The organism is Comamonas testosteroni, assembly GCF_000761245.1.
Classification (GTDB): Bacteria; Pseudomonadota; Gammaproteobacteria; order Burkholderiales; family Burkholderiaceae_C; genus Comamonas; species Comamonas testosteroni_C.
This window is the reverse complement of the sequence record NZ_AWOR01000063.1, coordinates 1-25,462: the sequence shown is the minus strand read 5'-3', so window position 1 is coordinate 25,462 and position 25,462 is coordinate 1. Positions and strand designations below refer to the sequence as shown.

Genomic DNA, 25,462 nt, shown 5'->3' with positions numbered 1-25,462 from the left:
CACTTTTTTGTAAAGAAGCGCGCCAATCCGGGGCAATTGCTGGATGTGCAGGCGGCTTTCTGAGAACATGCCTTTCCATGAAGCTACAAGACAGGACTTTCGTGGAGGCGGGTCAGCGGCAACCTCTGCCTCAATGTCTGGAGCGCCGCAGCGCGCTGATGCTGGCGGGCTCGCTGCTTGCGGTGCTGGCAGGGTGCTCCACCACCAAAGACAGGCCCCGGCCTGCTGCGCAAGGCGGATCCTCCGCGCGCCCGGCCAATGCCCTGAGTCTGGATGCCGAGCTGCGCGAGTCACTGCTGGCGCGCACCATGCTGGTGGTCAACACGCCCTACACCTATGGCGGCAACTCGCCTGAAGGCGGTTTTGACTGCAGCGGTCTGATTCAGTGGGCCGTGGGCGGCATCACGGAAACCCGTCTGCCCCGCACCACATCGCAATGGGCGCAGGCCAGCAATCCGGTCGACGGACGTGATCTGATGCGTGGCGACTTCGTGTTCTTCAACACCCTGGGCGGGCGCTATTCCCATATGGGAATTTTTGTGGGCAACGGACAGTTCGTGCATGCGCCGTCCAGCGGCGGAACGGTGCAGCGGGTACGCATGGACAATGTGTACTTCGCCAAGCGATTCACCGAAGCGCGCAGCATCTTTGCCTGAACGCCTGCGCTGCGGATGAAAAAAGGGACTGCCTGGCAGTCCCTCGGTTTTTGCGGGTGTCCCGCACTTATGCAGCAGGCGCGAAGGCGGGCTTTGCCTCATCGCTGCTCAGCGGCAGATTCCAGCTCATCGCATGCCAGGGGTGCTGCTCCTGCGTCACCCATTGCGCCACTTCTTCGGTCGTGAAGGCCTTGCCCAGCACATCGCTGCGGCCTTGTGCCAGCCATTGCGCGCGGCCCTGTGCATAGGCCTGGCCGAAGGCCAGCCAGCTGTCGAAGCATTGCTGGGCGCGCTGGGCGTTGAGCTCAAGGATATCCCAATGCAGGGCTTCGTCCGTCCATTCCATCAGCCTGGCGCTGCGCACAAAAAAGGTCACGCGCGCGCAGGCAAACGCCATCGCGGCGCGCACGTCGTCGCTGCGCTGCAGGCGCTGCAGATCCAGCATGAACCAGCGCTGGCGCAGTGCATCGGGCAGTTGCAGGCGCACCTGCTCGTCGCTGAGGTCGGTGCGCAGGCCAAGATGGTGCAAGATCATGGGGCGCAGCTGCCTGGCCAGCGCATCGTCAGCGCCATGCAGATCGCTGGCAAAGCCGCCTTGCATGGCGTGGTAGGCCATGGGGTGGGCCAGCGCCAGGGCCCAGTTGCGCTCCTGGCTGCCCGCCTGGTAGCTGATGATGTCGCCGCGTTGCTTGGCCTCCTTGAGGCGCTTGAAGCCGCCGCGCAGCACCCAGTAGATCAGGGCAGCGATGAGCAAAAGGATCGTCCAGATGCTCATGTGCGCACTCCTGGGCGGCCGGGGCGCTTTCTGGCCATCAGCAAGGTCTGTTTCAGTGCGGCGGATTTGGGCATGCGTTCAATGACTTCGCTGTCCAGCGAATCCTTGCGTGCCGCCACCATCCACTGCATCAGTGGTGACTGCAGATTGAGCCGGGGCAGCAGGGCGGGGTGCTGCTGCATCAGCCACAGTTGCTCGTCGTCGGTCTGCAGCTCCTGCACCGAGCACCAGGGCGCCAGCCCCGGATGGGCCTTCAGCAGCTCGGGCGGGCGGCGCACAATGCCCATGGACAGAGCGTCTTCGGGTACCTCGTCATTGAGCGGCAGATGGTTGAGCAGGGTCACCACATCGGGCGTATAGCGTGCAATCGGCGGCCGGTTCTGCTTGCCTTTGATCTGCTCGATCTGAAGCTTGCCATCCTTTTGAACATAGGCATTGACGGTGATGCGGGGCTGGGCGGTGCCCGTGCGGTAGCTGAACAGCCGCATGCGCCCCGATTCGAGCCCCTCGGCGTAATGCTCTCCATAGCCGCCGCTGAAGGACTTGCGGTTGGCAAACTGGCCCACGCAGTGGCCCATCATCTGGCTTTCATAGGCCATTTCCTGGCGCATCTGCGCACTGGTGCCGTCAAACTCCACAAACGTGCCGTGCTGGCCGCGCAGCAGCCCGTGCACGGCGCTTTGGCTGTGCTCGACCCGGCCGCTGTTCTGTTTTTTCTCGAAAGCCAGATGCTCCAGCGTCCAGCGCGCCAGCGCCTGTGGACAGTTCACGCGCTGAAGCTTTCCTTCGAGAGAGGTGCCCTTGCGGGTGGAGAGAAATTCCACCAGCCGCGCCTCCAGCGCCAGCAGGGCGGCACTGTCGGGCAGCACCCACCAGAGGTCGGGCAGCTCGAAGCCTGCCTGCTTGCGCGCCAGCCGCTCCAGTGCCCAGGCCGGCGGCTCCTGGCGGCCGGCCAGCTCCTGCAACTGCCGGGCGTCGGCAATGCGCAGCACGGCAGGCTCGTCGGCCTGCAGATTGCCCACCACATGGCGGTAGAAATGGTTGCCCAGCCAGGCGGCGACATCGGCAGCGTCGCCGCGCTCTGCGCTGCGCTCCTTGATGCGCTGCTTGATGGCCGGGGCGTTGACGACATCGCGCGCCTTGTAGGCACTGGCGGCAGCGGCTTTTTCGACGACCTGATTCACCAGAATTTCCACCATGGTTTGCGACCCGATGCCGCAGCGCCGGCCTGGGCGTCGCGCTCGGCCAGCTTGCGCTCGGCGCGCTCTATGCCGGACTGCGACATGCGCCGCTCGTCCTCGTCGTCGCCCTTGCCCAGATAGCTGTTGGCCTGCTTGTGCAGTGCCACGGATTCTTCCAGCAGCTCGGGGTAGGCTTCCAGCGCACAGGCCAGGCGGCGCAGCGGATAGCAGTCCTGCAGCGCAATGACTTCTTGCTGATGCGTGCGCAGGCGCGGCAGCACCAGCTCGGGGCGTGTGCTGGAGAAAAAGTCCAGCATGGACATCAGGGACGCCAGGTAGTTGCGGCGCACGTCGCGCTGCTCGTCTTCATCCAGGTCGTGGAACCATTGGTCCAGACGCTCCATCCAGATGCTGATCTCGTCATCGCGGTTGAGCTTGTAGAGCGACAGGGCGACGGTGGAGAAGTAACGCGTGGGTTCATGGCGGCTGTAGCCATGCTCCTGGGCGAAATGCCACAGGCGCTCGGCCTCGACCACGGTCTGCTCATCGTCGTCCTTGCCCACGGCGCACCACAGCAGGCCGTTGTGATGCTCGGCAAACGGGCTGCTGCCCAGTCCCTTGTGGTGCAGCTCGGCGGCCTCGTCGTAGCGGTCCATGAAGCGGTACTTGATGGCCAGGTTGTTGCAGAGCATGGAGTACACATGCAGGTCGCCATCCTTGAAGCGGCCCTGACCAGTCGCCCAGAAATGCTCGAAGCGGGCGAGACCTTCCTCGTAGTAGCGCACGACCAGAGGCTCGCGCACCTCCTGAGCAGGCACTTTCTTCTTGCCGCCCATCAGCGGAGCCAGGTCGTCTGCATCGTCAAGGACCACACCGGCGGCGTAGCACCAGTGCGCGCCATGGGCTTGGGGGAAGGGCCGAGCCAGCGCTTCTTCTAGCGGCAGCGCGGCAAAGCGGGCAGCCCAGAGCGCGGGCAGCTTGTCGCTGTCGGCCATCTCGGGGTGCTGGCCCACGCCGATTTCCAGCAGCGGCAAAGCCTGCTCCATCTGGCGCTTGCGTGCCAGACGCAGGCCGTCGAGCAAGGCCAGCACCGGATGCGCCGGCTGGGCTGCGCGCACCATGTTCAGATAGAAATCCGCCGGGTGCAGCGGCCTCTCTTCTTGCGCGAGCAGCTGGCGCATGTCCTCGTCGGTTTGGCCAATGGCCAGAACCAGGGCCCAGGTGATGGCGTTTTCCGGGTCGTTGCTGAACTGCTTCTTGGCCAGCTCGAAGGCGGCTACGGCCGAGACGGGACGAGCGTGGAGCACGCATTGAAGCGCCAGATCGGCGGCCTGCTTCAGGCGCCCGGCCTGCTCCAGCCAGCCCAGCCAGGGGACGGTGAAGGGGTCGCCCGAGTCATCCGTCAGTCCGAAGTGTCCATGAGGCGCCAGCTGCAGGGCTGCCTCCAGCTGACCGGCCTGAGCGCAGGCCTGGGCCTGCAGCCGCAGGATCTTGACCTGGCGATGCGCCTTGACGGCCTGCGAGGGTGGGGGATTTTCCAGGGCGGCCAATTGCTGCTCGCAGGCCATGAGCAAGGCGGGCAGGCTTTGCGGGGCCAGCGGCAGCACATGGTCGGCCAGCGTCATCCAGCGGTCAAAGTCCACCTGCTGGTCGGGCGCGGCGTCGCGCAGGAGATTGATGGCGTTTTGCACCAGGCTGGCGGCCTCGCTGGCGTGGCCGTTTTTCTGGGCCATTTCCGCCTTGCGAACGCAGACGATGGCATCGAGGTAGGCCGCATCTTCGGCCAGGTCGGGGTTGCGACGCTCCTGGGCGCGTTGCAGCTCAAGGCCCGTGGCCGCAGCTTCCCAGGCCTGGAGCTGCGAGGCCATCCAGTGCCAGCCATGCCAGTAGTTATCGCTGTCCACATCCTCGGGCAGCCGGGCAATGGCCTGTGCCGCCGAACCCAGCAAGGCTTGCGCGGAGGGCTGGTCAAAGCCCATGCGGCTTTGGATGTCGCTCAGGCTCAGGCGCAGCGCGGCTTCTGCGGGGCTCAGTTCGTCGGCAGCGGCCAGGGCTGCGCCGCGATGCTGCTGCAGCAGCTTGTTGGCCGCTTCGGGCTGATCGAGGTAGAGCCAGAAGTCGTGAACGCGCTCGAGCTCCTGCACGGTGGCTGGGGCAAAGTTCTGCTGCCCCATCAATTCCACCGCAGCGGCGATGCGGTCCTGACGGCTGATGCTGCCGGGCTTGTCGTCGCTGTAGTCGTTCAGTAGCTCATGGGCTTGATCCAGCAAGGCGTAGATGGCATCGCCCTGCAGTGCGGCAGTTTGGTTCATGGTGTCCAGAGTTCAATCCGAGGCAGCTTGGCCCCAATAGGCCACCATCCTAGCGGCGGATTGAAGAGGCGTGTGCCATCCGGCAAGGCATCACCATTTGTTACAGAATTTATAACCAGTCATGAAAAAAGCCTGCCATGGCATTGCAGGCAGGCTTTTTGTGGATGAGGCCAGTGACTGTCGGGCTGTCAATCCTTGAGCAGGACTTCACCGCGCAAGGTGTAAGCCTTGGCTTCGGTAATCTTCACATCCACCATCTGGCCGATCAAACGCTCGTTGCCGGGGAAGTTGACCACGCGGTTGCAATAGGTGCGGCCCATCAGCTCGCTGCCGTCGCGCTTGCTCACGCCTTCGACCAGCAGGCGTTGCACCGTGCCGACACGCTCTTCGCTGATCTCCTTGATGTTGGTGTTGATCACGGCTTGCAGCTCCTGCAGGCGGCGCAGCTTGACTTCGTGCGGCGTGTCGTCGTGCAGATTGGCAGCAGGCGTGCCGGGGCGGGGGCTGAAGATGAAGCTGAACGAGTTGTCGAAGCGCACATCGTGGATGAGCTTCATCATCTTCTGGAAGTCTTCCTCGGTCTCGCCGGGGAAGCCCACGATGAAGTCGCTGCTCATGGCCAGATCGGGACGGATGGCGCGCAGCTTGCGGATGGTGCTCTTGTATTCCATGGCCGTGTAGCCGCGCTTCATGGCCATGAGGATCTTGTCGCTGCCATGTTGCACGGGCAGATGCAGATGGCTGACCAGTTGCGGAATCTTGGCGTAGGCCTCGATCAGGCGTGGCGTGAACTCGTTGGGATGGCTGGTGGTGTAGCGGATGCGCTCGATGCCGGGAATCTCGGCCACATATTCCAGCAGCAGCGCGAAGTCGGCCATCTCGCTGCTGTCGCCCATCTTGCCCAGGTAGGCATTGACGTTCTGGCCCAGCAGCGTGATTTCCTTGACGCCCTGCTCGGCCAGGCCCGCGACTTCCACCAGCACGTCCTCGAACGGGCGGCTGACTTCCTCGCCGCGCGTATAGGGCACGACGCAGTAGCTGCAATATTTGGAGCAGCCCTCCATGATGGAGACAAAGGCCGAAGCGCCTTCCACGCGCGCTGGCGGCAGGTGGTCGAACTTCTCGATTTCGGGGAAGGAGATATCGACCTGGGGCTTGGCCTTGGCCGCGCGCTGGTTGAGCAGCTCGGGCAGGCGGTGCAGGGTCTGGGGGCCGAAGACCACATCGACAAACGGCGCGCGCTTGATGATCTCGGCACCCTCCTGGCTGGCCACGCAGCCGCCCACGCCGATCAGCACGCCTTTTTCCTTGAGGTGGCGGATGCGGCCCAGATCGCTGAACACCTTTTCCTGGGCCTTCTCGCGCACCGAGCAGGTGTTGAACAGGATCAGATCGGCTTCGTCCACGTTCTGCGTGGGCTCGTAACCCTGGGCCGCGCCCAGCACATCGGCCATCTTGTCCGAGTCGTACTCGTTCATCTGGCAGCCAAAGGTTTTGATAAAGACTTTCTTGCTCATGGGGCGCTCTTGTCAGGTGTTCTCGGGTGCGGGGCTTGCAGAGTCTGCAAGCACAAAGTGATAGCGGCTAGCGCTTACCACCAATCGATTTGGATATGAAAATAGTTTGAAAAGCTTGCAGAAAAAGCGCAAGCAGCTCTTTAATCAATAGCGGTCGGCGTGGGCCGGACTCAGCTGCCGAAAACGCGCTGCAGCAGGGTGCGCGGCTGGATCGGCTTGTATTTCTCGATTTCGGCAGGGGTCAGAATCCAGGCCGTGTGCAGGCCCTGGGTCTGCGGCTCGATCACATAGCCCACCAGCAGCTTCTGGCCTGCATAGTTGCTGGCAAAGACCAGGCTGCGCTCGCGGCTGAACAGGCGAAAGCCGGGCGTGGTGCGAATGGCCGTGCCGTTGATGGCCACTTCGGGGAAATTGGTGACTGTCAGTTCGCCGAACTGGGCTGTCGGCGGAAAGTTGCGCGTGTCGTCCGAGGGCAGGCCCTGGGCCTGGGCCGGCAGACCGGCGCTGGCGGCAGCAGCCAGCAAGGCGCAGGCCACGAAGCGGCGGCTGATGAGGTCGGTGGTGCAGCGGTTCATGGTGTATATCCAGGGGCTGATCGTGGGGCGGTCAGAGCTTTAGTCATGGCCGCAATGCCGTGATTCTAGAGGCTGGCGCTTGGCAGCAGGGCTTGCTCAGGCTTTGCCGCCCGCGGCATAGAGCACCGCCCGGGGCGGACGGCACAGCCCCCAGAAGCGCAGGCCCGTCAGCTCAGCCATGCGCACGCCCATGGAGGTGGGCGCGGAGATCGTGGCCAGCGCCGCGATGCCGACCTTGGCGCATTTGCGCACCAGTTCATGGCTGCCGCGGCTGGACAGCAGTACAAAGCCGGGCTCGCCGAGGCGGCCCGTGCGCGCCAGCCGGCCGACCAGCTTGTCCAGCGCATTGTGGCGGCCCACGTCTTCGAGCACATCCGTGATGTCGCCCGCCAAAGTGGCCCAGCCTGCGGCATGGATGGCGCCGGCCTCGGCATTGAGAATCTGGTGTGGCGGCAGGGCGTCAATCGCCTTGAGCACGGTGGCTGCGTCGACCTGCTCCAGCCAGTCCTGGGGCGCCAGGGCGTCAAACGACAGGTCAAGCGCCGCAAAGCTCTCGACTCCGCAGACACCGCAACCCGTGCGGCCCGTCATGCTGCGGCGCCTGTCCTTGAGGCGGGCAAAGCAGCGCGAGGCGATGTCGAGCTGCACTTCCATGCCGTCCATGCCTTCGGGCAGGCCGGCCGCCGCGGCAGACACGGGGCGGGCTTCGATGCCGTAGCAGTCAGCGGCGCTGTCGATGATGCCCTCGGTCAGCGCAAAGCCCAGTGCAAAGTCTTCTACATCGGTGGGCGAGCCCATCATCACCGCATGCGAGATGCCGTTGAAGACCAGCGCGATCGGCACCTCGGCTGCCAGCACGCGCTCCTGCCGCTCCTGCTGCCCGGCGTTGAAGAAACTCACGGCATGGGTGTGCAGCGGCGCTATCGGCTGGGCAGGGATGGGACAGGCGGACTCGGTCATGGGCTGATGATAGTCAGCAGGCGCATCCCTTGCCGGCAAGGGTCGAATGCGCTGCGCTGACTCGGGCCGGAAGGGATCTGGCGAAGGCATCAGGCGGCAGGCGCAGCACAGCGGTCCATCGAGTGGGTAGCCGCTGCTACTGCCGCTGCTGCTGCTGCTTGCGCCTGACGATTTCGCACCCTAGGCCAGCAATGGCAGCATCAGTGGATTGATGCCGCTGCGCGCAAGCTCTTTGTCCTCCATCTCGGCATCCAGTGCCAGACTGGCCAGGTCGTCGGCCACCAGCTCCAGCTGGTGGTCCGCCTGCTGGTAGAAGGCCTTGAGATAGGTCTGGCACTCGTTGCAGCTCTCGGCCTTGATGGGCGCTTTTTCGTCTTCCAGGCACCAGTAGTCCAGTGCATGCGTGCTGTCGCAGTTGCTGCATTTGCTGCGCACCACATGCCACTGGCATTCGCACAGACTGCACTGCAGATAACGCACACCGGCCTGGGCGCCGCCGAGCACCAGGCTGGCGGTGGGCACATGGCCGCAGACGGGGCAGAGATGGCGCTGCTCGCCCGGCTCGGCCCGGCCGGCAGCGGGCAACTGGCTGGCCAGCTGGCGCCAGTACAGCGACAGCGCGCTCCAAAGCAGCTGGGCCACGCCCGCTTCGGGGAGGACCGCATCGTCGCTCAGTGCTTCGCTGCGCAGCGCCGTCAGCAGGGCGTCGGCCCAGGCTTCGCGCTGGGTTGCATCGGCCTGCTGCAAGCGCGCCAATGCCTGGCCGATGGCGGCAGTCTGCATGCGGGGTTGCTGCGCCATCCGCTTCAGCAATTCATCGATCAGGGCCAGCCAGTGCGCCGAGCGCGGCCACAGGGCCGAATGCAAAGGCGCTTGCGTGCGCTCTTGCAGGGCCGCGCCCAGGGCGGCGGCTTCTTGCTCGGGCAAGGGCAGGGCCTCGGCCGTGGCCTGCTGGGCACCGGCCAGCTCGGCGGCCCACAGCAGATACTCGGCCATTGCATGGCCCTGGGCCAGGTGCTGCAGGCGGCTGGCGCGACGGGCATAGGGCAGCTTGGCGGCGGGCAGCTGCACGGCAGCGATATGACCCACACCCGGCGAGCGTTCGGATTCAGGAACCAGATGGATGCTCATCGTGTTCTCCCTGTCTTGGCTTTGCCTGCTGCCGCAGGTTTGGCGCTGATCTCCTCATGCCAGCGGTCGTGATGGGCGCGGGCCCAGGCATGGCTGACATAGCCGGTGACCATGCCGCGGATCGAGCCCTTGACCCAGAAGGCCAGATAGATATGGCCAACGATCAGCAAGATCAGGCCCACGCCCGCCAGAGCGTGCAGAGCCAGCGCGACACGCAGCACGGGGATCGGGAACAGGTGAGCGAAGTAGGCGCGCCAGATCACCAGGCCCGTGAGCAGCAGCACGCAGATCAGGCTCATGATGCCCCAGAACAGCAGCTTCTGGCCGGCGTTGTACTTGCCGATGCGCAGCCGCCGGCTGTGGTCTCCCGCGACCACTGACTTCACGTTCTCCACCCAGATGCGGTCTTCCTTGACGAACAGGTTGTATTTCACAAAGCGAACGAACAGATAGACCAGGGCCACAAACACCACGATGCCGAAGAAGGGGTGCAGCAGCCGCGCCAGCTGCGGCGTGCCGAAGACGCTGTTGAGCCAGTTCAGGCTGGGAAAGACCCAGGACAGGCCCGACATGGCGACCAGAAAGAAACACACCACCATGGCCCAGTGGCAGAGGCGATCGGGCAGCGGGGTACGCAAGATCATGCGGTCTTTGTTCATGCCGTTTCTCCTTTCTTGGCGCGGTCCTCGCCCGCATCGTCTTCGTCGATCTCGTTGGGGCCGGCGGCCATGTAGTGGGCCGCGGCACCGGCCAGCGTGGCCACGAAGCCCAGCGCGGCCAGCGGCTTGAACCAGCCCTTCCAGCCCTGGACCACGGCGCTGATCTTGGGATCCTTGGGCAGCTTGTGATAGAGCTCGGGCTGGTCGGCATGGTGCAGCACATACATCACATGGGTGCCGCCCACGCCTTGCGGGTCGTAGATGCCGGCCTGGTCAAAGCCGCGGGTCTTCATTTCCTGCACGCGGCCTTCGGCCTTGATCAGCATGTCGTCCTTGCTGCCGAACGCGATGGCGCCCGTGGGGCAGGTCTTGACGCAGGCCGGCTCCTGGCCCACGGCAACGCGGTCCGAGCACAGCGTGCACTTGTAGGCCTTGTTGTCCTTCTTGCTGATGCGCGGGATGTTGAAGGGGCAGCCGGCCACGCAGTAGCCGCAGCCAATGCATTGCTCGGACTGGAAGTCCACGATGCCGTTGGCGTACTGCACGATGGCGCCGGGCTGGGGGCAGGCCTTCAGGCAGCCGGGGTCTTCGCAGTGCATGCAGCCGTCCTTGCGGATCAGCCACTCCAGCTTGCCCTGCTCGTTGACATACTCGTCAAAGCGCATCAGCGTCCAGCTCTCGGGCGAGAGATCGCGCGGGTTGTCGTAGACGCCGAAGTTCTCGCCCACATCGTCGCGCAGATCGTTCCATTCGCTGCAGGCCACCTGGCAGGCCTTGCAGCCAATGCAGATGCTGACGTCGATGAGCTTGGCGACCTCGGCCTTGTGGTCGCGTGCACGGGCGGCAGGCGTGAGCTCGTTGGTGGCCGAGCGCCGCACGATATCTTGGGATTGCATGGTCATGGGTGCTCGCCTTATGCCTTTTCGATGTTGACCAAAAAGGCCTTGAACTCTGGGGTCTGGGCATTGGCATCGCCGATGCCGGGGCTCAGCGTATTGGCCAGATAGCCCTTGCGCGTCGTGCCTTCGTAGCCCCAGTGGCAGGGGATGCCGATCTGCTCGATCTCCTGGCCATCGACCTGCAGCGTCATCACGCGCTTGGTCACCACGGCCTTGCCCTTGATGTGGCCGCGCTTGCTGGAGACCCGGATCATGTCGCCGGCCTTGATGCCTTTCTTGTCAGCCAGCTTTTCCGACAGCTCGATGAACTGCTCGGGCTGCACGATGGCGTTCAGGCGCGAGTGCTTGGTCCAGTGGCGGAACATCTCGGTGATGGAGTAGGTCGTGGCCACATAGGGGAACTGCTCGCGCGATCCCATGCGCGCCGCGTCGTCGGCGAACACGCGCGCCACGGGGCTCTTGCTGACCTTGGGGTGCAGCGGGTTGGCCGCAATCGGGCTTTCGGTGGGCTCGTAGTGCTCGGGGAAGGGACCGTCGTTCATGCCCTTGGCCGAGAACAGGCGTCCCAGGCCTTCGGGTTGCATGATGAAGGGGCTCACGCCGCTGTTCGGCGCGGCGCCCAGCGGATAGTCGGGCACGTCGGAGCCGCCCCATTTGCGGCCGTCCCAGTGCAGGATCTGGCGCTTGGGATCCCAGGGCCTGCCGGCCGGATCGGCCGAGGCGCGGTTGTACAGCAGGCGCCGGTTGGCCGGCCAGGCCCAGGCCCAGCCCGGCGTGTTGCCCAGGCCGGTGTCGGTGTTGTCGCGGCGGGCCATCTGGTTGCCGGCCTCGGTCCACGAGCCGGCAAAGATCCAGCAGTAGCTGGAGGTCGTGCCGTCGTCGCGCAGCATGCCGAAGTCGGAGAGCAGCTCGCCCTTTTTGGCGATCAGCTTGCCGCTGTCGTCGAACAGATCGGCCAGTGCGTAGCCGTTGGCTTCCTTGGCCACTTCCTCGGGATGGGGGTCGTGGGGGTCGTGGTAGTCCCAGCGCATATTCATCAAGGGCTCGGGGCAGGTGCCGCCTTCCTTGGCGTACAGCTCGCGCAGCTTCATGAAGATGCCGCCCAGGATGCGGCCGTCGTGGCGCGCCTCGAAGGGCGGCTCCTGCGCGGCCCAGTGCCATTGCAGCCAGCGGCCCGAGTTGACGATGGCGCCGTTCTCCTCGGCAAAGCAGGAAGAGGGCAGGCGGAACACCGTGGTCTGGATCTTTGCGGGGTCCACGTCGTTGAACTCGCCGTGGTTCTTCCAGAAGGTGGAGGTCTCGGTCTGCAGCGGATCGATGATGACCAGAAACTTCAGCCTGGACAGGGCGTCGCGGATCTTGCCCGAGTCGGGCATGGCGGCCACGGGGTTGAAGCCCTGTGCGATATAGCCGTTGACCTTGCCGCGATACATCAGGTCGAAATAGGCCAGCATGTCATAGCTGCGGTCCCACTTGGGCAGCCAGTCGTAGCCCCAGCTGTTCTCGCGCGTGGCGTGCTCGCCGTACAGGTCCTTCATCAGGCTGACGAAGAATTTGGGCGTGTTCTTCCAGTAGTTGACCTGGCCGGGCAGGTCGGCCTTGGGCGTGGCGTCCGCCAGGTACTGCTCTATGGTCTGCTGCCTGTCCTCGGGCAGGTTCAGGTAGCCGGGCAGGCGCGTCGAGAGCAGGCCCAGGTCGGTATAGCCCTGGATGTTGGAGTGGCCGCGCAGCGCGTTGACACCGCCCCCGGCCATGCCGATATTGCCCAGCAGCAGCTGGATCATGGCTGCGCCGCGGATGATTTGTGCGCCGGCCGTGTGGTGGGTCCAGCCCAGGGCATAGAGGAAGGTGGCCGTGCGGTCCGGCACCGAGGTGCTGGCCAGTTGCTCGCAGACATGCAAAAAGTCAGCGACCTGGGTGCCGGTGATGGTCTGCACCATCTCGGGCGTGTAGCGCTCCACATGCTTTTTCAGCAGGTTCAGCACGCAGCGCGGGTGCTGCAGGCTCTCGTCGGTGAGGGCATGGCCTTCGGCATTGCGCTCATAGGTCCAGCTGGATTTGTCGTAGGCCTTTTTGTCGGCGTCATAGCCGCTGAACAGACCTTCGTCGAAGCCATAGTCCTCGCGCACGATCAGGCTGGCATTGGTATAGGCCTTGACGTATTCGTGCTGGATCTTGTCGTGCTGCAGCAGGTAGTTGACCACGCCCATGAGAAAGGCGGCGTCCGAGCCTGCACGGATGGGGGCGTAGAAGTCGGCCACCGAGGCCGTGCGGTTGAAGCGCGGGTCCACCACCATGAGGTGAGCCTTGTTGTGGATCTTGGCTTCGATGGCCCACTTGAAGCCCACGGGGTGGGCTTCGGCAGGGTTGCCGCCCATGACCAGGATCACATTGGCGTTCTTGATGTCCACCCAGTGGTTGGTCATCGCGCCGCGACCGAAAGAGGGCGCCAGGGCCGACACCGTGGGGCCGTGGCACAGGCGGGCCTGGCAGTCGAAGCCCACCATGCCCAGCGCGCGGCCGAAGCGGAAGTCCAGGATGCCGGTTTCGTTGGAGGCGGCCGACGAGGCCAGCATGCCGGTGCTGAGCCAGCGGTTGACGCGCTGGCCCTTGTCGTTCATTTCGATGAAGTTGGCGTCGCGATCGTCCTTGAGCAGGCGCGCGATGCGTTCGTTGGCTTCGTCCCAGCTGATGCGCTTCCACTCGTTGCTGCCGGCTTCACGCACCTCGGGGTATTTCAGGCGCTGCTCCGAATGGATGTAGTCCAGGGCACCGGCCCCCTTGGGGCACAGCGAGCCGCGGCTGACGGGGTGGTCGGGGTCGCCCTCGATGTGGAAGATCCGGGACTTGGCGTTCTTGGCGCCGTCACCCAGGCTGTACATCAGCATGCCGCAGCCCACCGAGCAGTAGGTACAGTTGTTGCGGGTTTCCTTGGCGCGCAGCAGCTTGTACTGGCGGGGCAATGTGGCCATGGCCACGGAGGGGGCAAAGCCCAGGGATGCAGCAGTGGCGCCGGCGACACCGGCACCGCACAGCTTGAAGAAACGTCTTCTGCCGTGATTCATCATGTGTTGTTTTCTTCAACCGCGCTCCCATGACCATGGAGGGCGTTAGGTTTGCAGGTGGCTGCATGCGCAGATGCAGCCACCCGTGAGCCGGGGGAACAGCCCGGACTCGTGGCCTCGACCTTGACGATTGCTCACGCATTGCCGGACCTCACGGGCCACGTCGAATGTTGAGGGATGCCAATGGCAAGCAATTGAGCCGGCTGGCATAGCCAGGCTCGCAAAGCGAGGAAACGTGACAAAAGCCCTCAAGCTTTTTGTCATTTGACTCTTAGATAAAAGTCAAAGGATGGCGAATCTATTCAGTAAGCGAATGTTTGTCCAGCAAAGGCTAGCGTAGGCCTCGGGTATGTGATGAAAAATTCTTGATGCAAATCAAGCATTTGGGCCGGCACTTAGTCCAGCAGCGCCATGCCCTTGATCTGGGCAAACACCGGCATGCCGGGCTGCAGCTGCAAGGCCCGGGACGAGTGCTGGGTGATTCTGGCCAGCAGCCGGGAGCCGCCTGCCTGCAGCGAGACCATCACCTGGCCCGGTCCGTCCTCGCGCAGCTCCAGCACCTGCACCGGCAGGATGTTGAGAATGCTGCTGCCCTCGGGCCTGAGCAGACTCAGGCTGACATCGCGAGCCTGCACGCGCAGCGGCACCGTGCTGCCGGGCTCGCGCGGGCGGGCCATGACGAGTTGCAGCCGGCCTCCGTCAAAGATCAGTGTGCTCAGATGATCGGCGGCGTCATGGTCATGCACCGTGGCATGCACCACGCTGGAGGCCACGTCGCCATGTGCCAGCGGCAGATCGAGGCTGGATAGCAGTTCGGTGACGGAGCCCTGCGCCAGCACCTTGCCTGCACCAAGCAACACCATGTGCTGGGCCAGGCGCGCGACCTCGTCCATGGAGTGGCTGACATAGATCACTGGAATCCGCAGATGCCGCTGCAGCTGCTCCAGATAGGGCAGGACTTCGGCCTTGCGCTGGGCGTCGAGTGCGGCCAGGGGCTCATCCATGAGCAGCACTTCGGGGCTGGTGGCCAGAGCCCGTGCAATCGCCACGCGCTGGCGCTCGCCGCCCGACAGCGTGGCGGGCATGCGATCCATCAGATGGGCGATGCCCAGCAGCTCCACGGCCCGCTCCTTGGAGACCTTGCGGCGTTCCAGCGGCGTGCGCCTGAGTCCGTAATCGATATTGCGCTGCACCGACAGATGAGGAAACAGGCTGGCCTCCTGAAACACGTAGCCGAGCGCGCGCTGGTGCGTGGGCAGCCATTGCCGGCCGGCGTCGTCCTGCCATACGGTCTGGTTGACGGTGACGCGGCCTTGCGCCCGCTCAAGCCCGGCGAGGCTGCGCAGACAGCTGGTCTTGCCGCAGCCCGAAGGCCCGAACAGGGCCGTGACCCCCTGGCCGGGTAGTTGCAGATCCACATCGAGCTCAAAGTCCGGCCGGCTCAGCCTGAGCTGTGCGGTGATGAAACTGGTGGCTGTCATGCGCGGCGCTCCGCTTTGGGTTGCAGCCAGTTCAAAGCCAGCAGCACGATGAAGGAAAACACCACCATGCCGGCCGCCAGCATATGGGCGTGGCCGTACTCCATGGCTTCCACATGGTCGTAGATCTGTACCGAGACCACGCGCGTGACGCCGGGGATATTGCCGCCCAGCATCAGCACCACGCCGAATTCGCCCACGGTGTGGGCAAAGGTCAGCACGGCGGCAGTGATGAATCCGGGCCGCGCCAGCGGCAGGGCCACGGTCAGAAAGCGGTCCAGCGGACTGGCGCCCAGGCTGGCCGCAGCCTCCATGGGGCGCGGGCCCAGGGCTTCAAACGCGCGCTGCAGCGGCTGCACGGTGAATGGCATGGAGTAGATCAGCGAGCCCACCACCAGACCGGCAAAGGTGAATGGCAGATTTCCCAGGCCCATGGCCTGCGTGAGCTTGCCTACGGGCCCGTTGGGGCCCATGGTGACCAGCAGATAAAAGCCGATGACGGTGGGCGGCAGCACCAGCGGCAGTGCCACCACGGCACCGATCGGGCCGCGCCAGCGCGAACGGGTCTGGGCCAGCCACCAGGCCAGCGGTGTGCACAACAGCATGAGCAGCACGGTAGTCACGCCCGCGAGCTTGAGCGTGAGCCAGATGGCTGCGTAGTCTTCGGCATTCAGTTGCATGGAATCAAAAGCAGGACTTGCGCAAACAAGTATGCACAACGGACATTTCTATCGGCAAAGCACCATGTCCGATCCGAATTTGCACAAGTCGTCAGAAAAAGACCCTTGGAGCGCCCAGCTTAGCCGAGCAGCGCCAAGGGTAGAGCGGAGCAGTTAGCGTTGAATTGGCTCTAGCGCTTGTGGATTAGCGTCAGAAGCTATAGCCGTAGGAGCGGATGATGTCGTGCGCCTTGGGGCTGCGCAGGTACTTCATCAAAGCCGCAGCGGCCTCGTTGTCCTTGGCGCTATTGAGCACAATGGCATCCTGGCGGATGGGTTCATGCATATTGCCGGGCACTTGCCAGGCCGAACCCTCGCGGATCTTGCCGTTCTCCATGACCTGGGACAGCGCCACAAAACCCAGCTGCGCATTGCCGGTGGCGGCGAACTGGTAGGTCTGGGCGATGTTCTCGCCCATCACCACCTTGGGCTGCACCTGAGCGCTCAGGCCCAGCTTGTTCAAGACTTCCATGGCTGCCGTGCCATAGGGTGCCAGCTTGGGGTTGGCGATGGCGATGTGCTTGTAGTCGCCGGTCTTGAGCACCTCGCCCTTTTCGTCGACATAACCGGCCTTGGGGCTCCACAGCACCAGCGTGCCGATGGCGTAGGTAAAGCGTGAATCGGTCACGCCCTTGCCTTCCTTGGCCAATTTTTCGGGTGTGGTGTCATCGGCGGCCAGCAAAATGCCGAAGGGCGCACCATTGTTGATCTGGGCGTAGAACTTGCCGGTGGCGCCAAACGACAGCTCGGCCTTGTGGCCTGTATCCTTTTCGAACTCGGCCGCAATCTTCTTCATGGGAGCGGTGAAGTTGGCTGCCACGGCGACCGCCACTTCAGCGGCCTGCGCCTGCGCAGACCACAGGCCCAGCACGACTGTGCCGATCACGGCCGCAGAGCGAGCCAGTTGAAAGGAAAAACCGGTGGAGCGGGCAGTGATCTGAGTCATTGAAATTTCGCTATTCATTAATGGAATAGCGAGTGTAACGTGAATGAACAACTGAGGTCGAGCGAGGAAATTGGCTGTCAGGGCATGATGGCGGTCTATGTCAGACACAGAAAATTTCGAACAAGAACAATTGGATATGGCCGGCGACGAGCTCGTGCCGGGTGGCGCACTATCGTCCGGCTCGGTTTCTCAGGCTCTGGGCTATGACATGGCAGACCGTCGCATTGCCATCCTGCGCGGCATTGCGCAAAGTGGCTCCATCTCTCAGGCCGCACGTGACGTGGGCGTGAGCTACAAGGCGGCCTGGCAGGCCATCGATACCCTTACCAATCTGGCTGGCGTGCCCCTGGTCGAGCGCAGCGTGGGCGGCACCGGCGGCGGCGGTGCACAGATCACGCCGGCGGGCGAGGAGTTGCTGCATGCGGCCGAGGCCATGATGCGCTTGCGTACCGAGTTGCTGCAGCGCATGCAGGCCGGCACGCCAGGTGGCGGGCAGCCCAATCTGGGTCTGATGACCAGCATGCGCAATCAGTGGCCTTGCACCGTGCTCAAGGTCGAGTCCATAGGCGGGCAGATTCGGGTCTGGCTGCGTGCCGCAAGCGATGCAGGCTCGGACTGGACGATTGCTGCGCGCATCACGCCCGAAAGCTATGAGCTGCTGGGTCTGGCACCCGGTGTGCAGGTGCTGGCGTTGTGCAAGGCCACGGCCGTCAAGGTCTGGCCGGGGCAGGAGCGACCTGCGGCATCCGCGCAGCCCATCAATATCTGGCCTGCCGTGGTGCAGCGCGCGACCTACGGCGCAGCCACGGTGACGGAGGAGAGCCAGGCTTGCGACGAAGCCATCTGTCGTTTGAGCTGGGGTGCTCAGATAGTGGGCTTTGCGCCGGCCATGAGCGCTCTGGTGGCCAATGACAATGTCTGGCTGGAGGTGGCCGAGTCTGCGGTAGTGGTGGCGGTAGCGTCCCACTGAAACACCGCTTGCGCAAATTCAGATCGGGCTTGGTGTTTTGTCGGCAGGCATGCCCGTTGAGCATTCTTGCTTGCGCAAGCCAAAAAAAGACCGCCGGTCCTTTCAGACGGGCGGTCAAAAGGGAGTTTTCGGGCAACCGGACTCCCACGTTGAACTGAAATTTCTTAATCCACTTTCAAGCCGATTTCCTTGATCAGCGGTGCAAAGCGGGCGCGCTCCTTGGCATGGTGGTCCACGAAGTCCTGGCGGCTCATGCGCGGCTCGGGCGTGGCGCCCAGGCCCTGGATCACATCGACCACATTCTTTTGCTCCAGTGCCTTGATCACGCTGGCGCGCACGGCATCCACCACGGAGGCGGGCGTGCCGGCCGGAGCGTAGACGCCGAACAGTGTGTCGGCATCGAAGCCTGGCAGGCCGCTTTCGGCCAGCGTGGGTACCTTGGGGTACAGGGGCGAGCGGTGCGGGCTGCCTATGGCCAGCAGCTTGAGCTTGCCGGCCTCGACCTGCTTGAGGCCCGGGCCCGGATCGAACCAGTATTGCAACTGGCCGCTGAGCACATCGGTCAAGGCCGGGCCGGCACCCTTGTAGGGAATATGGCTGGCATCGACCTTGGCCGCGCGCTTGAACATCTCACCGGCCAGATGAGGCGAGCTGCCCGGGCCAGGCGAGCCGTAGGACAGCTTGCCCGGATTGGCCTGCAGGTGCTTGATGAAGTCCTGCACATTGCTCACGGGAAGGCTGGGGTTGGTTTCCAGAAACACATGCACGCGTGCCACGGCCGCCACGGGGATCAAGTCCTTTTCAGGGTTGAACGCCAGCTTGCTGTAGATCAGCGGATTGATGCTGATGCCGCCGCCACTGCTCAGCAGCAGCGTATAGCCGTCCTTGGCAGAGCGAACGGTTTCGCTGATACCGATATTGCCGTTGGCTCCGGGCTTGTTGTCCACCACCACGGACTGGCCCAGCACCTGGCTCATGGCGGGCGAGATGGCGCGCCCCATCACATCGGCGGCGCCGCCAGGGGCGAAGTTCACGATCAGGCGGATGGGGCGATCCGGCCATGTCTGCGCCTGGGCGGCTGGCGCCAGGCAAAGCGCCATGCCCAGGCTGGCCCAGCCTCTGGTGATCAGGGCGCGCAGCGGCTTGTGTGAAGAGGGGCGTTGAGTGATGGGAGTCTCCATATGCATTTTCCTGCTTGTCATTGATATCGCTTAGTCCAGCTTGATGCCTGCGGTCTTGATGACCTCACCCCAGCGCTTCTTCTCGGAGAGCCAGAACTCGCGCATCTGCTCGGGAGTGCTGGGCAGGGGCTCCAGGGCCAGTGATTCGAAGCGGGCCTGCACGGCCGGCGTCTTCAGGGTTTCCTGCAGCGTTCTGGACCACATCTGTATGGTGGCGTCATCCGTGCCCCTGGGGGCGACCAGTCCCTGCCAGGCGAAGGCCTCGAAGCCGGCCACGCCCTGCTCGATGAGCGTGGGCGTCTGAGGCAGAGTCTTGAGTCGCTGCGCGCTGGCCACGCCGATGGCGCGGACCTTGCCCGTGTTGATGTGGGGCAGGCCTGCGGCGCTGTCCACCAGCATGAAGGGAATCTGGCCTCCGATCACATCCAGCATGGCAGGGCCGGCGCCGCGATAGGGTGCGTGGGTCATCTTCACGCCCATCTTCTGGGCCAGCAGTTCGGTGGCCAGGTGGTGCGGGGTGCCCAGCCCGGGAGATCCATAGCTGAGCTTGTCGGGGTTGGCCCTGGCCCAGGCCGCGAATTCCTGCAAGCTGCGCACCGGCAATTCGTTGTTGACGACCAGCAGCAGCGGAAAGCGCGCCAGCAGGCTGATGGGAACGAAGTCCTGCTCGGCGTTGTAGGCCAGCTTGGGGAACAGATGCGGGTTGGCGGCCAGGGTGGCGAAGTCGGCGGTGAAGACCAGGTTGCCATAGTCGCGCGAGCGCGCCGCATATTCTGCGGCGATGTTGGTGCCGGCGCCCGGCTTGTTGATCACCACGATGCTGCGATGGATGGGCTTGGCCCAGGCCTCGGCTACGCCGCGAGCCACAGCATCCGAGCCACCGCCCGCGGCAAAGCCGACCACCCATTCCATGGGCCTGCCGGACGCCGGTTGGGCGTGGGCCGTACCCAGCATGAGCTGTACACCGCAAGCAGCGCCGGCTTTGAGAAAGGTTCTGCGCATGTTGTCTCCTTTTTTGTTGAATCCGTGGGCCCGGTCCCTGCTGTTTTTTGTTTTGCTGTCTTCCCGAGCCTTCGATGCGTCTTCGCCCAGTCCTGGTCCTATGGCGTGCGCTGCTGTGACATGCTGATGAGCCGGTGCAGAGTACTTGTCATGGGCGTGGCTATGCCATGCCGCTCGCCCGCGCGAACCACCGCACCGTGGATGGAATCGGTCTCGGTGGGGCGCCCCGCCAGCAGGTCCTGCAGCAGCGATGGCTGGTGTCCCACATGGTGGCTCAGGGCGTCCTCCACCGTGGCCTGGACGCGGAGGGCGTCCACAGCGATGCCGTTGGCCGCAGCCACGGCAACGACCTCGTCCAGGACTTCGCGGATCAGGCTGCGGCCCAGGGGGCTGGCCAGTCCGTCCACGGTCTGGCGCGTGATGCCGCACAGACCGTTGAAGGCAGCATTGAAGGCCAGCTTTTCCCAGATGGCGGTCTCGACCTCGGGATCGATCTCGCAATGCAGTCCGGCGCGGTTGAGGTCGTCGCAGAAGTCCCGGAAGCCGGCCTCCACCTGTCCGGTGCGCGGCATGAAGCGGATCTTGCCGCTGCCCAGCGAACTCACTTTTCCGGGAGCCAGCAACCGGGCCGGCCATGTCGTCACACCCACGGCGATCTGCTGGGCATCGGCAAATCCGTGCAGGGTCTCGATATGTCCTATGCCGTTTTGCAGGCTGAGCAGCAGGGTCCCGGGCCCTATCAGGTGGGCAATGCTTTGCAGCGCGGCCTGGGTGTGGGCGGCCTTGGTGAAGATCAGCCAGCGCGCGGGCGGCTGCGTCAGCTCATGGGCCTGCAGGGCCTGAACGTCGGCGTGCAGCGGGCCCTGGTCGGTCTCGCAGTGCACGCCGTGCTCGCGTATGGCCTGGAGCAGCTGCGCGTTGACATCCACCAGCGTGACGGGGATGCCGGCCCGGGCCAGCCGGGTGCCGAACAGGGTGCCCATGGCTCCTGCTCCCAGGATGCCGACGGTGGCCGCTTGCGGCTCTTGTGTGTTGTGCATGTCTTGTCTCCGAGGGCGCGGGGCCGGGTCAGGCGACCTCGACCTCGACCAGCGTGGCGCGCGGGCTGCGCAAGGCGTCCTGCAGAACCTGGGGCAACTGGGCTGCTTCGGTGACGCGCACGCCGTCGCAGCCCTGGCCCTTTGCCAGGGCCACGAAGTCGATGTCGGGCAGGTCGGTGCCCTCGACCTTCTCGCCCTCACGGTAGCCGAACACCCTGGAGAAATCCTGCAGGGCGGCGTAGCGGCGGTTCTTGACAATGATGTAGGTGAGCGGCAGCTTCAGATGGGCTGCGCTCCACAGTGCCTGGATGGCGTACATGGCCGAGCCGTCGCCGATGACGCCTATGATCTTCTTGTCGGGCTTGGCCAGCGCGATGCCTACGGAAGCAGGCAGGCTGTGGCCCAGCCCGCCGCTGCACATGGTGAAGAAGGTCTCGGCCGCATAGATGGGCAGATGGGCCTGGATGATGGAGCGCGAGCCAGGCGCTTCCTCGACGATGATGCTGTCGCGCGATCGCACCTGGGCCAGTGTGTGCATGAGGAAGGCATCGGTCATCAGCTCGCCCGGCTCGGGTGCCGCTGGCGCCGGTATGGCGGGCCGGGGCTGGAGCGCAGGGCGCGGATGTGTCAGGGGGCGGGCCAGCAGCTCCTGCACGCCCATGCGGATATTGCCCACGGCCGCGTCGCCCACGGGCGCCCAGGCGGCGATGGCGGGGTCCTCGATGAGCTGGAACAGCTGCGTGCCTTCGGCGATGAAGGGGCCGTGGCCTTCGACGTGGTAGGTGAAGGCAGGTGCGCCGATGACGAAGACCACATCATGGCCAGAGAGTCGGTCCACGATGCGCTCGCGCATGGCAGGCAGGAAGCCGCCGAACAGCGCATGGTCTTCGGGGAAGCCGCAGCGCCCGCTCATAGGTGCCACATAGACGCGCGCCTGGTGACGTTCGGCCAGGGCCTGGACGGCCTCGAAGGCCTGGCTGCGGTCCACGGCCGCTCCGACCACGAAGGCCGGTGCGCGCGCACTCTCCAGCGCCTGGCCTATGCTGTCCAGCAGGCGTGGGTCGGGTCGTGTTTCGAAGCCGACTTTGCGCAGCGTGATGGGCTCGCAGGGCACATCCCAGTCATCGGCGGGAATGGAGACGAAGACCGGGCCGCGCGGCTCCTGCATGGCGATGTAGTAGGCGCGCGCCAGGGCCTGGGGCACGTCCTCGGCGCGTGCGGGCTCGCAGCTCCACTTCACATAGGGCTTGGGCAGCTCGGCGGCCTGGTTGGAGTGCAGGAAGGGGTCGAACTGCAGCAGCGAGCGCGTCTGCTGGCCGGCCGTGATGACCATGGGCGTGCGGTTCTTGAAGGCCGTGAAGATATTGGCCATGGCGTGGCCCACGCCGGCGGCCGAGTGCAGGTTCACGAAGCTGGCATTGCGCGTGGCCTGGGCATAGCCGTCTGCCATGCCCACGACCACGGTCTCCTGCAGGCCGAGGATGTATGAGAAGTCCTCGGGATAGTCGCGAAACAGGGGCAGCTCGGTGGAGCCCGGGTTGCCGAAGATGCGCGTCATGCCCAGCTCGCGCAGCATGTTGATGACGGCGTGGCGTACGGTGAAGACCTCGGCGGCCTGGGCATTGGGGGCGGTGTTGGCGGGCAAAAAATTCTCCTTGGATCGGGCTGGCACTGGGCCTTGGCACTGTTGGCATCAATCCTGCCTTTGGAGATAATTTCCAGCAATTGAATAAAACATCTAAGAGATATTCGTTTAATGGATATATCAGGTCTGGATCTCAATCTGTTGCGTGTTTTCGATGCGGTGTTCCGCCACGGCAGCGTCAGCCGCGCTTCGCAGGAGCTGGGTCTTTCCCAGCCCGCAGCCAGTCAGGCGGTGACGCGGCTGCGCCATTTGCTGGGCGATCCGCTGTTCGAGCGCATGCATGGGGGCGTACGCCCCACGCCGCGTGCCGAGCGGCTGGCTCAGGCGGTAAGAACTGCGCTGGCAACGCTGGAGGTGGCCTTGGCAGAGGCACACAGTTTTGATCCCTTGCAGGCGAATCAGTGCTTTCGCATGCACCTCAGCGACATCGGCGAGGCGCGCTTCTTGCCACCACTGATGCAGGCCTTGAGAGGCCGGGCGCCCCATGTGCAGCTGGAAACCCTGCCCATGCCCATGGGCGAGATTGCCGATGCGCTGGATCGCGGCTCGCTGGATATCGCCATCGGCTTTCTGCCTGGTGTGACGGGCACGCAGCAGAAGGTGCTGCTGTCCGACCACTACGCCCTGTTGCTGCGTCAGGGGCATCCGGTGCTCAAGGGTTTGAAGACCGGGAGGCTGAGCGCTGAACATTTGCGCGGGCTCGACTATGTGGCCGTGCGCTCGCATTCCGAGACGCTGCGCATTCTGCGCAAGCTCGAGTTGCAGGATCAGGTACGGCTGTCGGCGGCCCACTTCATGGCCGTGCCTTCCATCGTGCATCAGACGGATCTGGCCGTCATCATGCCCGCCGAGATTGCCGAGACGTTTGAAGCACAGGGCGGATATGTGGTGCTGCAGGCCGATCTGCCAGAGAGTGCTTTCGATGTCTCTTTGCACTGGAGCTGGCGCTTTGCGCAGGAGCCTGCGAACCAGTGGTTACGGGAATTGGTCAGCGAAGTGTTCCGGCAACGCAGATAAGGGCTACGTCCCCACACGTGCCCGCTTCGTGTGGCCGCTGCCCCTGCCCCCACGTAGGGCGCCCAAGCGGAGGCTTGTTGCCTTGGGATGCCTCAGCGGCAAAAAAAAGCGCCAGGCTTTAAGGTTCTGGCGCTTGATGGGTCTGCGATGGCAGCTATCTTTAATGAAGCTCCTTGCCCTTGAGTTCGGGAATCAGAAAGACCGTAGCCAGCATGTCCAGCACATAGATGGCGGCCAGCAGCGCAATGGCCACCTGGAACGAGTAGGCCATGGCCAGCGCACCGATGACGACCGGGCCCAGGCCGCCGACGGCGCGGCCGATGTTGAACAGCACGTTCTGTGCCGTGGCGCGGGCCTCGGTGGGGTAGGCTTCGCTGATGACGGCGCCATAGCCGCCCATCATGCCGTTGACGCACAGGCCCATGATGGCCCCCACCCACAGCATGGCCGTGGCATCGGTGAGCTGGGAATAGGCCAGCACCGAGATCACGGAGCCGACCTGGAAGATCAGGAAAGTGGGCTTGCGGCCGATGCGGTCGGCCAGCTGGCCGAAGACCCAGATACCCAGCGACATGCCGACGATGGTGACGGCCGTCCACACCGAGGACTTGGTCAGGCTGAAGCCCATCTGCTTGGACAGAAAGCTGGGCATCCAGATCATGATGCCGTAGTAGCCGAAGTTCTGCACCGAGGTCAGCACGATCACGCCCAGGCTGATCTTGCGCGTGGCCTTGTCCTTCATCAGCAGCTTCAGGCATTGCATGGCCGAGGGCTGCTCCTTCTTGCTGCGTGCCACGAACACTTCGGGCTCATGCAGCTTGTTGCGGATGACCCAGGCCACGACAGCGGGAATCACGCCGACCAGAAACATGCCGCGCCAGCCGATGGAAGGCAGCAGCAGCGGGGTCAGCATGGCTGCGCCCAGCACGCCCAGTTGCCAGCCCAGAGCCACATAGGACGAGACGCGTGCGCGATGGCGGGCGGGCCAGGCCTCGGCGGCCAGTGCCATGCCGATGCCGAACTCGCCGCCCAGGCCGATGCCGGCAATGGTGCGGTAGATCAGCAAGTCCCAATAGCCCTGTGCAAATGCGCACAGGCCGGTAAAGACGGCAAACAGCACGATCGTCCAGGTCAGCACACGGATGCGGCCGTATTTGTCGCTGAGCATGCCGAAGACGATGCCGCCGAAGACGGCACCGATCAAGGTCCAGGTCACGAGAGAGCCAGCCTGGCCGGGCGTGAGGTTCAGGTCCTTGGAGATGGCCGAGAGCATGAAGCCCAGAATCAGCAGGTCAAAACCGTCCATGGCGTAGCCGACGGCCGAGCCCATGAGTGCTTTCCAGCTGTATCCGTTGACTTCTGTTGGAGCGGCGGGCGCGGCTATGCCTGCCACGGCGCCTGTGGTTTGTGTGGTCACGGGAGAGTCCTTGAGCGAAGACGGACTTTGGGTGCCTGCAGGCCGGCTTTTGCAGAAAAAAGCAGGCCCTCGCTGGGCGCAAGACCAGCGCGCGGGCACGCAGCGTGCGTGCAGCATCCTTGAGGTGCAACGGGCACGAAAAAGTCCTTGAAGGGGAGTTTGAGCGGCTGGAGCATGGCGGCGCGGACTGCGTTGATTTCTGCGGGGCAGAAAGGGCAGTGCGGCGCCATGTCGCCTCTGTAAAAAGCGAAAAGCCCCAGCTGCGTGAGCAACTGGGGCTTGGATTTGGTGGTCGTAGCGGGACTCGAACCTGCGAC

General features: G+C 64.3%; 21 protein-coding genes. 3 read left to right on the top strand and 18 right to left on the bottom strand.

Features of this window, described 5'->3' with window-relative positions; translation table 11 throughout:
* The first annotated feature begins 77 nt into the window (after positions 1 to 77).
* On the top strand, positions 78 to 656 hold the full coding sequence (locus P353_RS18280) for a C40 family peptidase (RefSeq protein ID WP_034348519.1): 579 nt from the start codon (positions 78 to 80) through the stop codon (positions 654 to 656).
* 67 nt (positions 657 to 723) lie between these two features.
* Here P353_RS18280 and P353_RS18275 read toward each other — a convergent pair whose 3' ends face one another.
* From P353_RS18275 to modA, 13 genes are all read right to left on the bottom strand, one after another.
* Complete coding sequence (locus P353_RS18275; protein ID WP_034372638.1) at positions 724 to 1,431, bottom strand: DUF1266 domain-containing protein; 708 nt, start codon at positions 1,429 to 1,431, stop codon at positions 724 to 726.
* Positions 1,428 to 2,630: a hypothetical protein gene (locus P353_RS18270; RefSeq protein ID WP_034372635.1), complete on the bottom strand. Its 1,203-nt coding sequence runs from the start codon at positions 2,628 to 2,630 to the stop codon at positions 1,428 to 1,430. Before P353_RS18270 ends, P353_RS18275 begins: the two co-directional genes overlap by 4 nt.
* On the bottom strand, positions 2,612 to 4,924 hold the full coding sequence (locus P353_RS18265) for a hypothetical protein (protein WP_034372632.1): 2,313 nt from the start codon (positions 4,922 to 4,924) through the stop codon (positions 2,612 to 2,614). Before P353_RS18265 ends, P353_RS18270 begins: the two co-directional genes overlap by 19 nt.
* A 188-nt stretch (positions 4,925 to 5,112) precedes the next feature.
* Positions 5,113 to 6,441, bottom strand: coding sequence for a tRNA (N6-isopentenyl adenosine(37)-C2)-methylthiotransferase MiaB (miaB, locus tag P353_RS18260; RefSeq protein WP_003075245.1), 1,329 nt, complete (start codon positions 6,439 to 6,441; stop codon positions 5,113 to 5,115).
* A gap of 170 nt (positions 6,442 to 6,611) precedes the next feature.
* On the bottom strand, positions 6,612 to 7,016 hold the full coding sequence (locus P353_RS18255) for a hypothetical protein (protein ID WP_034372628.1): 405 nt from the start codon (positions 7,014 to 7,016) through the stop codon (positions 6,612 to 6,614).
* Positions 7,017 to 7,112: 96 nt separating this feature from the next.
* On the bottom strand, positions 7,113 to 7,976 hold the full coding sequence (gene fdhD, locus P353_RS18250) for a formate dehydrogenase accessory sulfurtransferase FdhD (protein WP_034372625.1): 864 nt from the start codon (positions 7,974 to 7,976) through the stop codon (positions 7,113 to 7,115).
* A gap of 180 nt (positions 7,977 to 8,156) precedes the next feature.
* The gene (gene fdhE, locus P353_RS18245; RefSeq protein ID WP_034372623.1) at positions 8,157 to 9,107 is read right to left on the bottom strand and encodes a formate dehydrogenase accessory protein FdhE; all 951 of its coding nucleotides are present in this window, start codon (positions 9,105 to 9,107) and stop codon (positions 8,157 to 8,159) included.
* Complete coding sequence (locus P353_RS18240; RefSeq protein ID WP_034372620.1) at positions 9,104 to 9,766, bottom strand: formate dehydrogenase subunit gamma; 663 nt, start codon at positions 9,764 to 9,766, stop codon at positions 9,104 to 9,106. Before P353_RS18240 ends, fdhE begins: the two co-directional genes overlap by 4 nt.
* Entirely contained in the window at positions 9,763 to 10,668 is a 906-nt protein-coding gene (fdxH, locus tag P353_RS18235; RefSeq protein ID WP_034372618.1) for a formate dehydrogenase subunit beta, read from the bottom strand. Before fdxH ends, P353_RS18240 begins: the two co-directional genes overlap by 4 nt.
* A gap of 11 nt (positions 10,669 to 10,679) precedes the next feature.
* On the bottom strand, positions 10,680 to 13,730 hold the full coding sequence (gene fdnG / locus P353_RS18230) for a formate dehydrogenase-N subunit alpha (protein ID WP_080750607.1): 3,051 nt from the start codon (positions 13,728 to 13,730) through the stop codon (positions 10,680 to 10,682).
* Positions 13,731 to 14,125: 395 nt separating this feature from the next.
* Positions 14,126 to 15,211, bottom strand: coding sequence for a molybdenum ABC transporter ATP-binding protein (gene modC, locus P353_RS18225; RefSeq protein ID WP_034372615.1), 1,086 nt, complete (start codon positions 15,209 to 15,211; stop codon positions 14,126 to 14,128).
* Positions 15,208 to 15,888 carry a molybdate ABC transporter permease subunit gene (gene modB, locus P353_RS18220; RefSeq protein WP_034372612.1) on the bottom strand — a complete coding sequence of 227 codons (681 nt, stop codon included), beginning with the start codon at positions 15,886 to 15,888 and terminating at the stop codon, positions 15,208 to 15,210. Before modB ends, modC begins: the two co-directional genes overlap by 4 nt.
* Positions 15,889 to 16,078: 190 nt before the next feature.
* Positions 16,079 to 16,873, bottom strand: a complete 795-nt coding sequence (gene modA, locus P353_RS18215; RefSeq protein WP_113707736.1) for a molybdate ABC transporter substrate-binding protein — start codon at positions 16,871 to 16,873, stop codon at positions 16,079 to 16,081.
* A 97-nt stretch (positions 16,874 to 16,970) separates the two neighbouring features.
* Here modA and P353_RS18210 point away from each other — a divergent pair, with 97 nt between their 5' ends.
* Positions 16,971 to 17,843 carry a TOBE domain-containing protein gene (locus tag P353_RS18210; protein WP_232776682.1) on the top strand — a complete coding sequence of 291 codons (873 nt, stop codon included), beginning with the start codon at positions 16,971 to 16,973 and terminating at the stop codon, positions 17,841 to 17,843.
* Positions 17,844 to 18,007: 164 nt separating this feature from the next.
* Here P353_RS18210 and P353_RS18205 read toward each other — a convergent pair whose 3' ends face one another.
* From P353_RS18205 to mdlC, 4 genes are all read right to left on the bottom strand, one after another.
* Positions 18,008 to 19,024, bottom strand: coding sequence for a Bug family tripartite tricarboxylate transporter substrate binding protein (locus tag P353_RS18205; protein WP_034372608.1), 1,017 nt, complete (start codon positions 19,022 to 19,024; stop codon positions 18,008 to 18,010).
* Positions 19,025 to 19,054: 30 nt separating this feature from the next.
* Entirely contained in the window at positions 19,055 to 20,026 is a 972-nt protein-coding gene (locus P353_RS18200) for a Bug family tripartite tricarboxylate transporter substrate binding protein (RefSeq protein ID WP_034372605.1), read from the bottom strand.
* Positions 20,027 to 20,124: 98 nt separating this feature from the next.
* The gene (locus P353_RS18195; protein WP_034372602.1) at positions 20,125 to 21,066 is read right to left on the bottom strand and encodes a ketopantoate reductase family protein; all 942 of its coding nucleotides are present in this window, start codon (positions 21,064 to 21,066) and stop codon (positions 20,125 to 20,127) included.
* A 28-nt stretch (positions 21,067 to 21,094) separates the two neighbouring features.
* Complete coding sequence (mdlC, locus tag P353_RS18190) at positions 21,095 to 22,711, bottom strand: benzoylformate decarboxylase (RefSeq protein ID WP_034372599.1); 1,617 nt, start codon at positions 22,709 to 22,711, stop codon at positions 21,095 to 21,097.
* 111 nt (positions 22,712 to 22,822) lie between these two features.
* Here mdlC and P353_RS18185 point away from each other — a divergent pair, with 111 nt between their 5' ends.
* On the top strand, positions 22,823 to 23,728 hold the full coding sequence (locus tag P353_RS18185; protein WP_034372596.1) for a LysR family transcriptional regulator: 906 nt from the start codon (positions 22,823 to 22,825) through the stop codon (positions 23,726 to 23,728).
* Between the two features lie 160 nt (positions 23,729 to 23,888).
* On the opposite strand, the gene P353_RS18180 is transcribed toward P353_RS18185, so the two are convergent.
* A complete protein-coding gene (locus P353_RS18180) occupies positions 23,889 to 25,058 on the bottom strand; it encodes an MFS transporter (RefSeq protein ID WP_182287301.1) in 1,170 nt (389 codons plus the stop codon).
* Positions 25,059 to 25,462: the final 404 nt, after the last annotated feature.

Coding starts and splice junctions, on each gene's coding strand:
- fdxH (WP_034372618.1), bottom strand. CDS start 10,668: ATGACCATGCAATCCCAAGATATCGTGCGGCGCTCGGCCACCAACGAG.
- fdhD (WP_034372625.1), bottom strand. CDS start 7,976: ATGACCGAGTCCGCCTGTCCCATCCCTGCCCAGCCGATAGCGCCGCTG.
- P353_RS18200 (WP_034372605.1), bottom strand. CDS start 20,026: ATGCGCAGAACCTTTCTCAAAGCCGGCGCTGCTTGCGGTGTACAGCTC.
- fdhE (WP_034372623.1), bottom strand. CDS start 9,107: ATGAGCATCCATCTGGTTCCTGAATCCGAACGCTCGCCGGGTGTGGGT.
- P353_RS18275 (WP_034372638.1), bottom strand. CDS start 1,431: ATGAGCATCTGGACGATCCTTTTGCTCATCGCTGCCCTGATCTACTGG.
- P353_RS18255 (WP_034372628.1), bottom strand. CDS start 7,016: ATGAACCGCTGCACCACCGACCTCATCAGCCGCCGCTTCGTGGCCTGC.
- P353_RS18270 (WP_034372635.1), bottom strand. CDS start 2,630: ATGGTGGAAATTCTGGTGAATCAGGTCGTCGAAAAAGCCGCTGCCGCC.
- P353_RS18180 (WP_182287301.1), bottom strand. CDS start 25,058: ATGGGCTCGGCCGTCGGCTACGCCATGGACGGTTTTGACCTGCTGATT.
- modA (WP_113707736.1), bottom strand. CDS start 16,873: ATGACTCAGATCACTGCCCGCTCCACCGGTTTTTCCTTTCAACTGGCT.
- P353_RS18240 (WP_034372620.1), bottom strand. CDS start 9,766: ATGAACAAAGACCGCATGATCTTGCGTACCCCGCTGCCCGATCGCCTC.
- P353_RS18280 (WP_034348519.1), top strand. CDS start 78: ATGAAGCTACAAGACAGGACTTTCGTGGAGGCGGGTCAGCGGCAACCT.
- P353_RS18210 (WP_232776682.1), top strand. CDS start 16,971: ATGTCAGACACAGAAAATTTCGAACAAGAACAATTGGATATGGCCGGC.
- P353_RS18205 (WP_034372608.1), bottom strand. CDS start 19,024: ATGGAGACTCCCATCACTCAACGCCCCTCTTCACACAAGCCGCTGCGC.
- fdnG (WP_080750607.1), bottom strand. CDS start 13,730: ATGAATCACGGCAGAAGACGTTTCTTCAAGCTGTGCGGTGCCGGTGTC.
- P353_RS18185 (WP_034372596.1), top strand. CDS start 22,823: ATGGATATATCAGGTCTGGATCTCAATCTGTTGCGTGTTTTCGATGCG.
- P353_RS18195 (WP_034372602.1), bottom strand. CDS start 21,066: ATGCACAACACACAAGAGCCGCAAGCGGCCACCGTCGGCATCCTGGGA.
- modC (WP_034372615.1), bottom strand. CDS start 15,211: ATGACAGCCACCAGTTTCATCACCGCACAGCTCAGGCTGAGCCGGCCG.
- P353_RS18265 (WP_034372632.1), bottom strand. CDS start 4,924: ATGAACCAAACTGCCGCACTGCAGGGCGATGCCATCTACGCCTTGCTG.
- modB (WP_034372612.1), bottom strand. CDS start 15,888: ATGCAACTGAATGCCGAAGACTACGCAGCCATCTGGCTCACGCTCAAG.
- miaB (WP_003075245.1), bottom strand. CDS start 6,441: ATGAGCAAGAAAGTCTTTATCAAAACCTTTGGCTGCCAGATGAACGAG.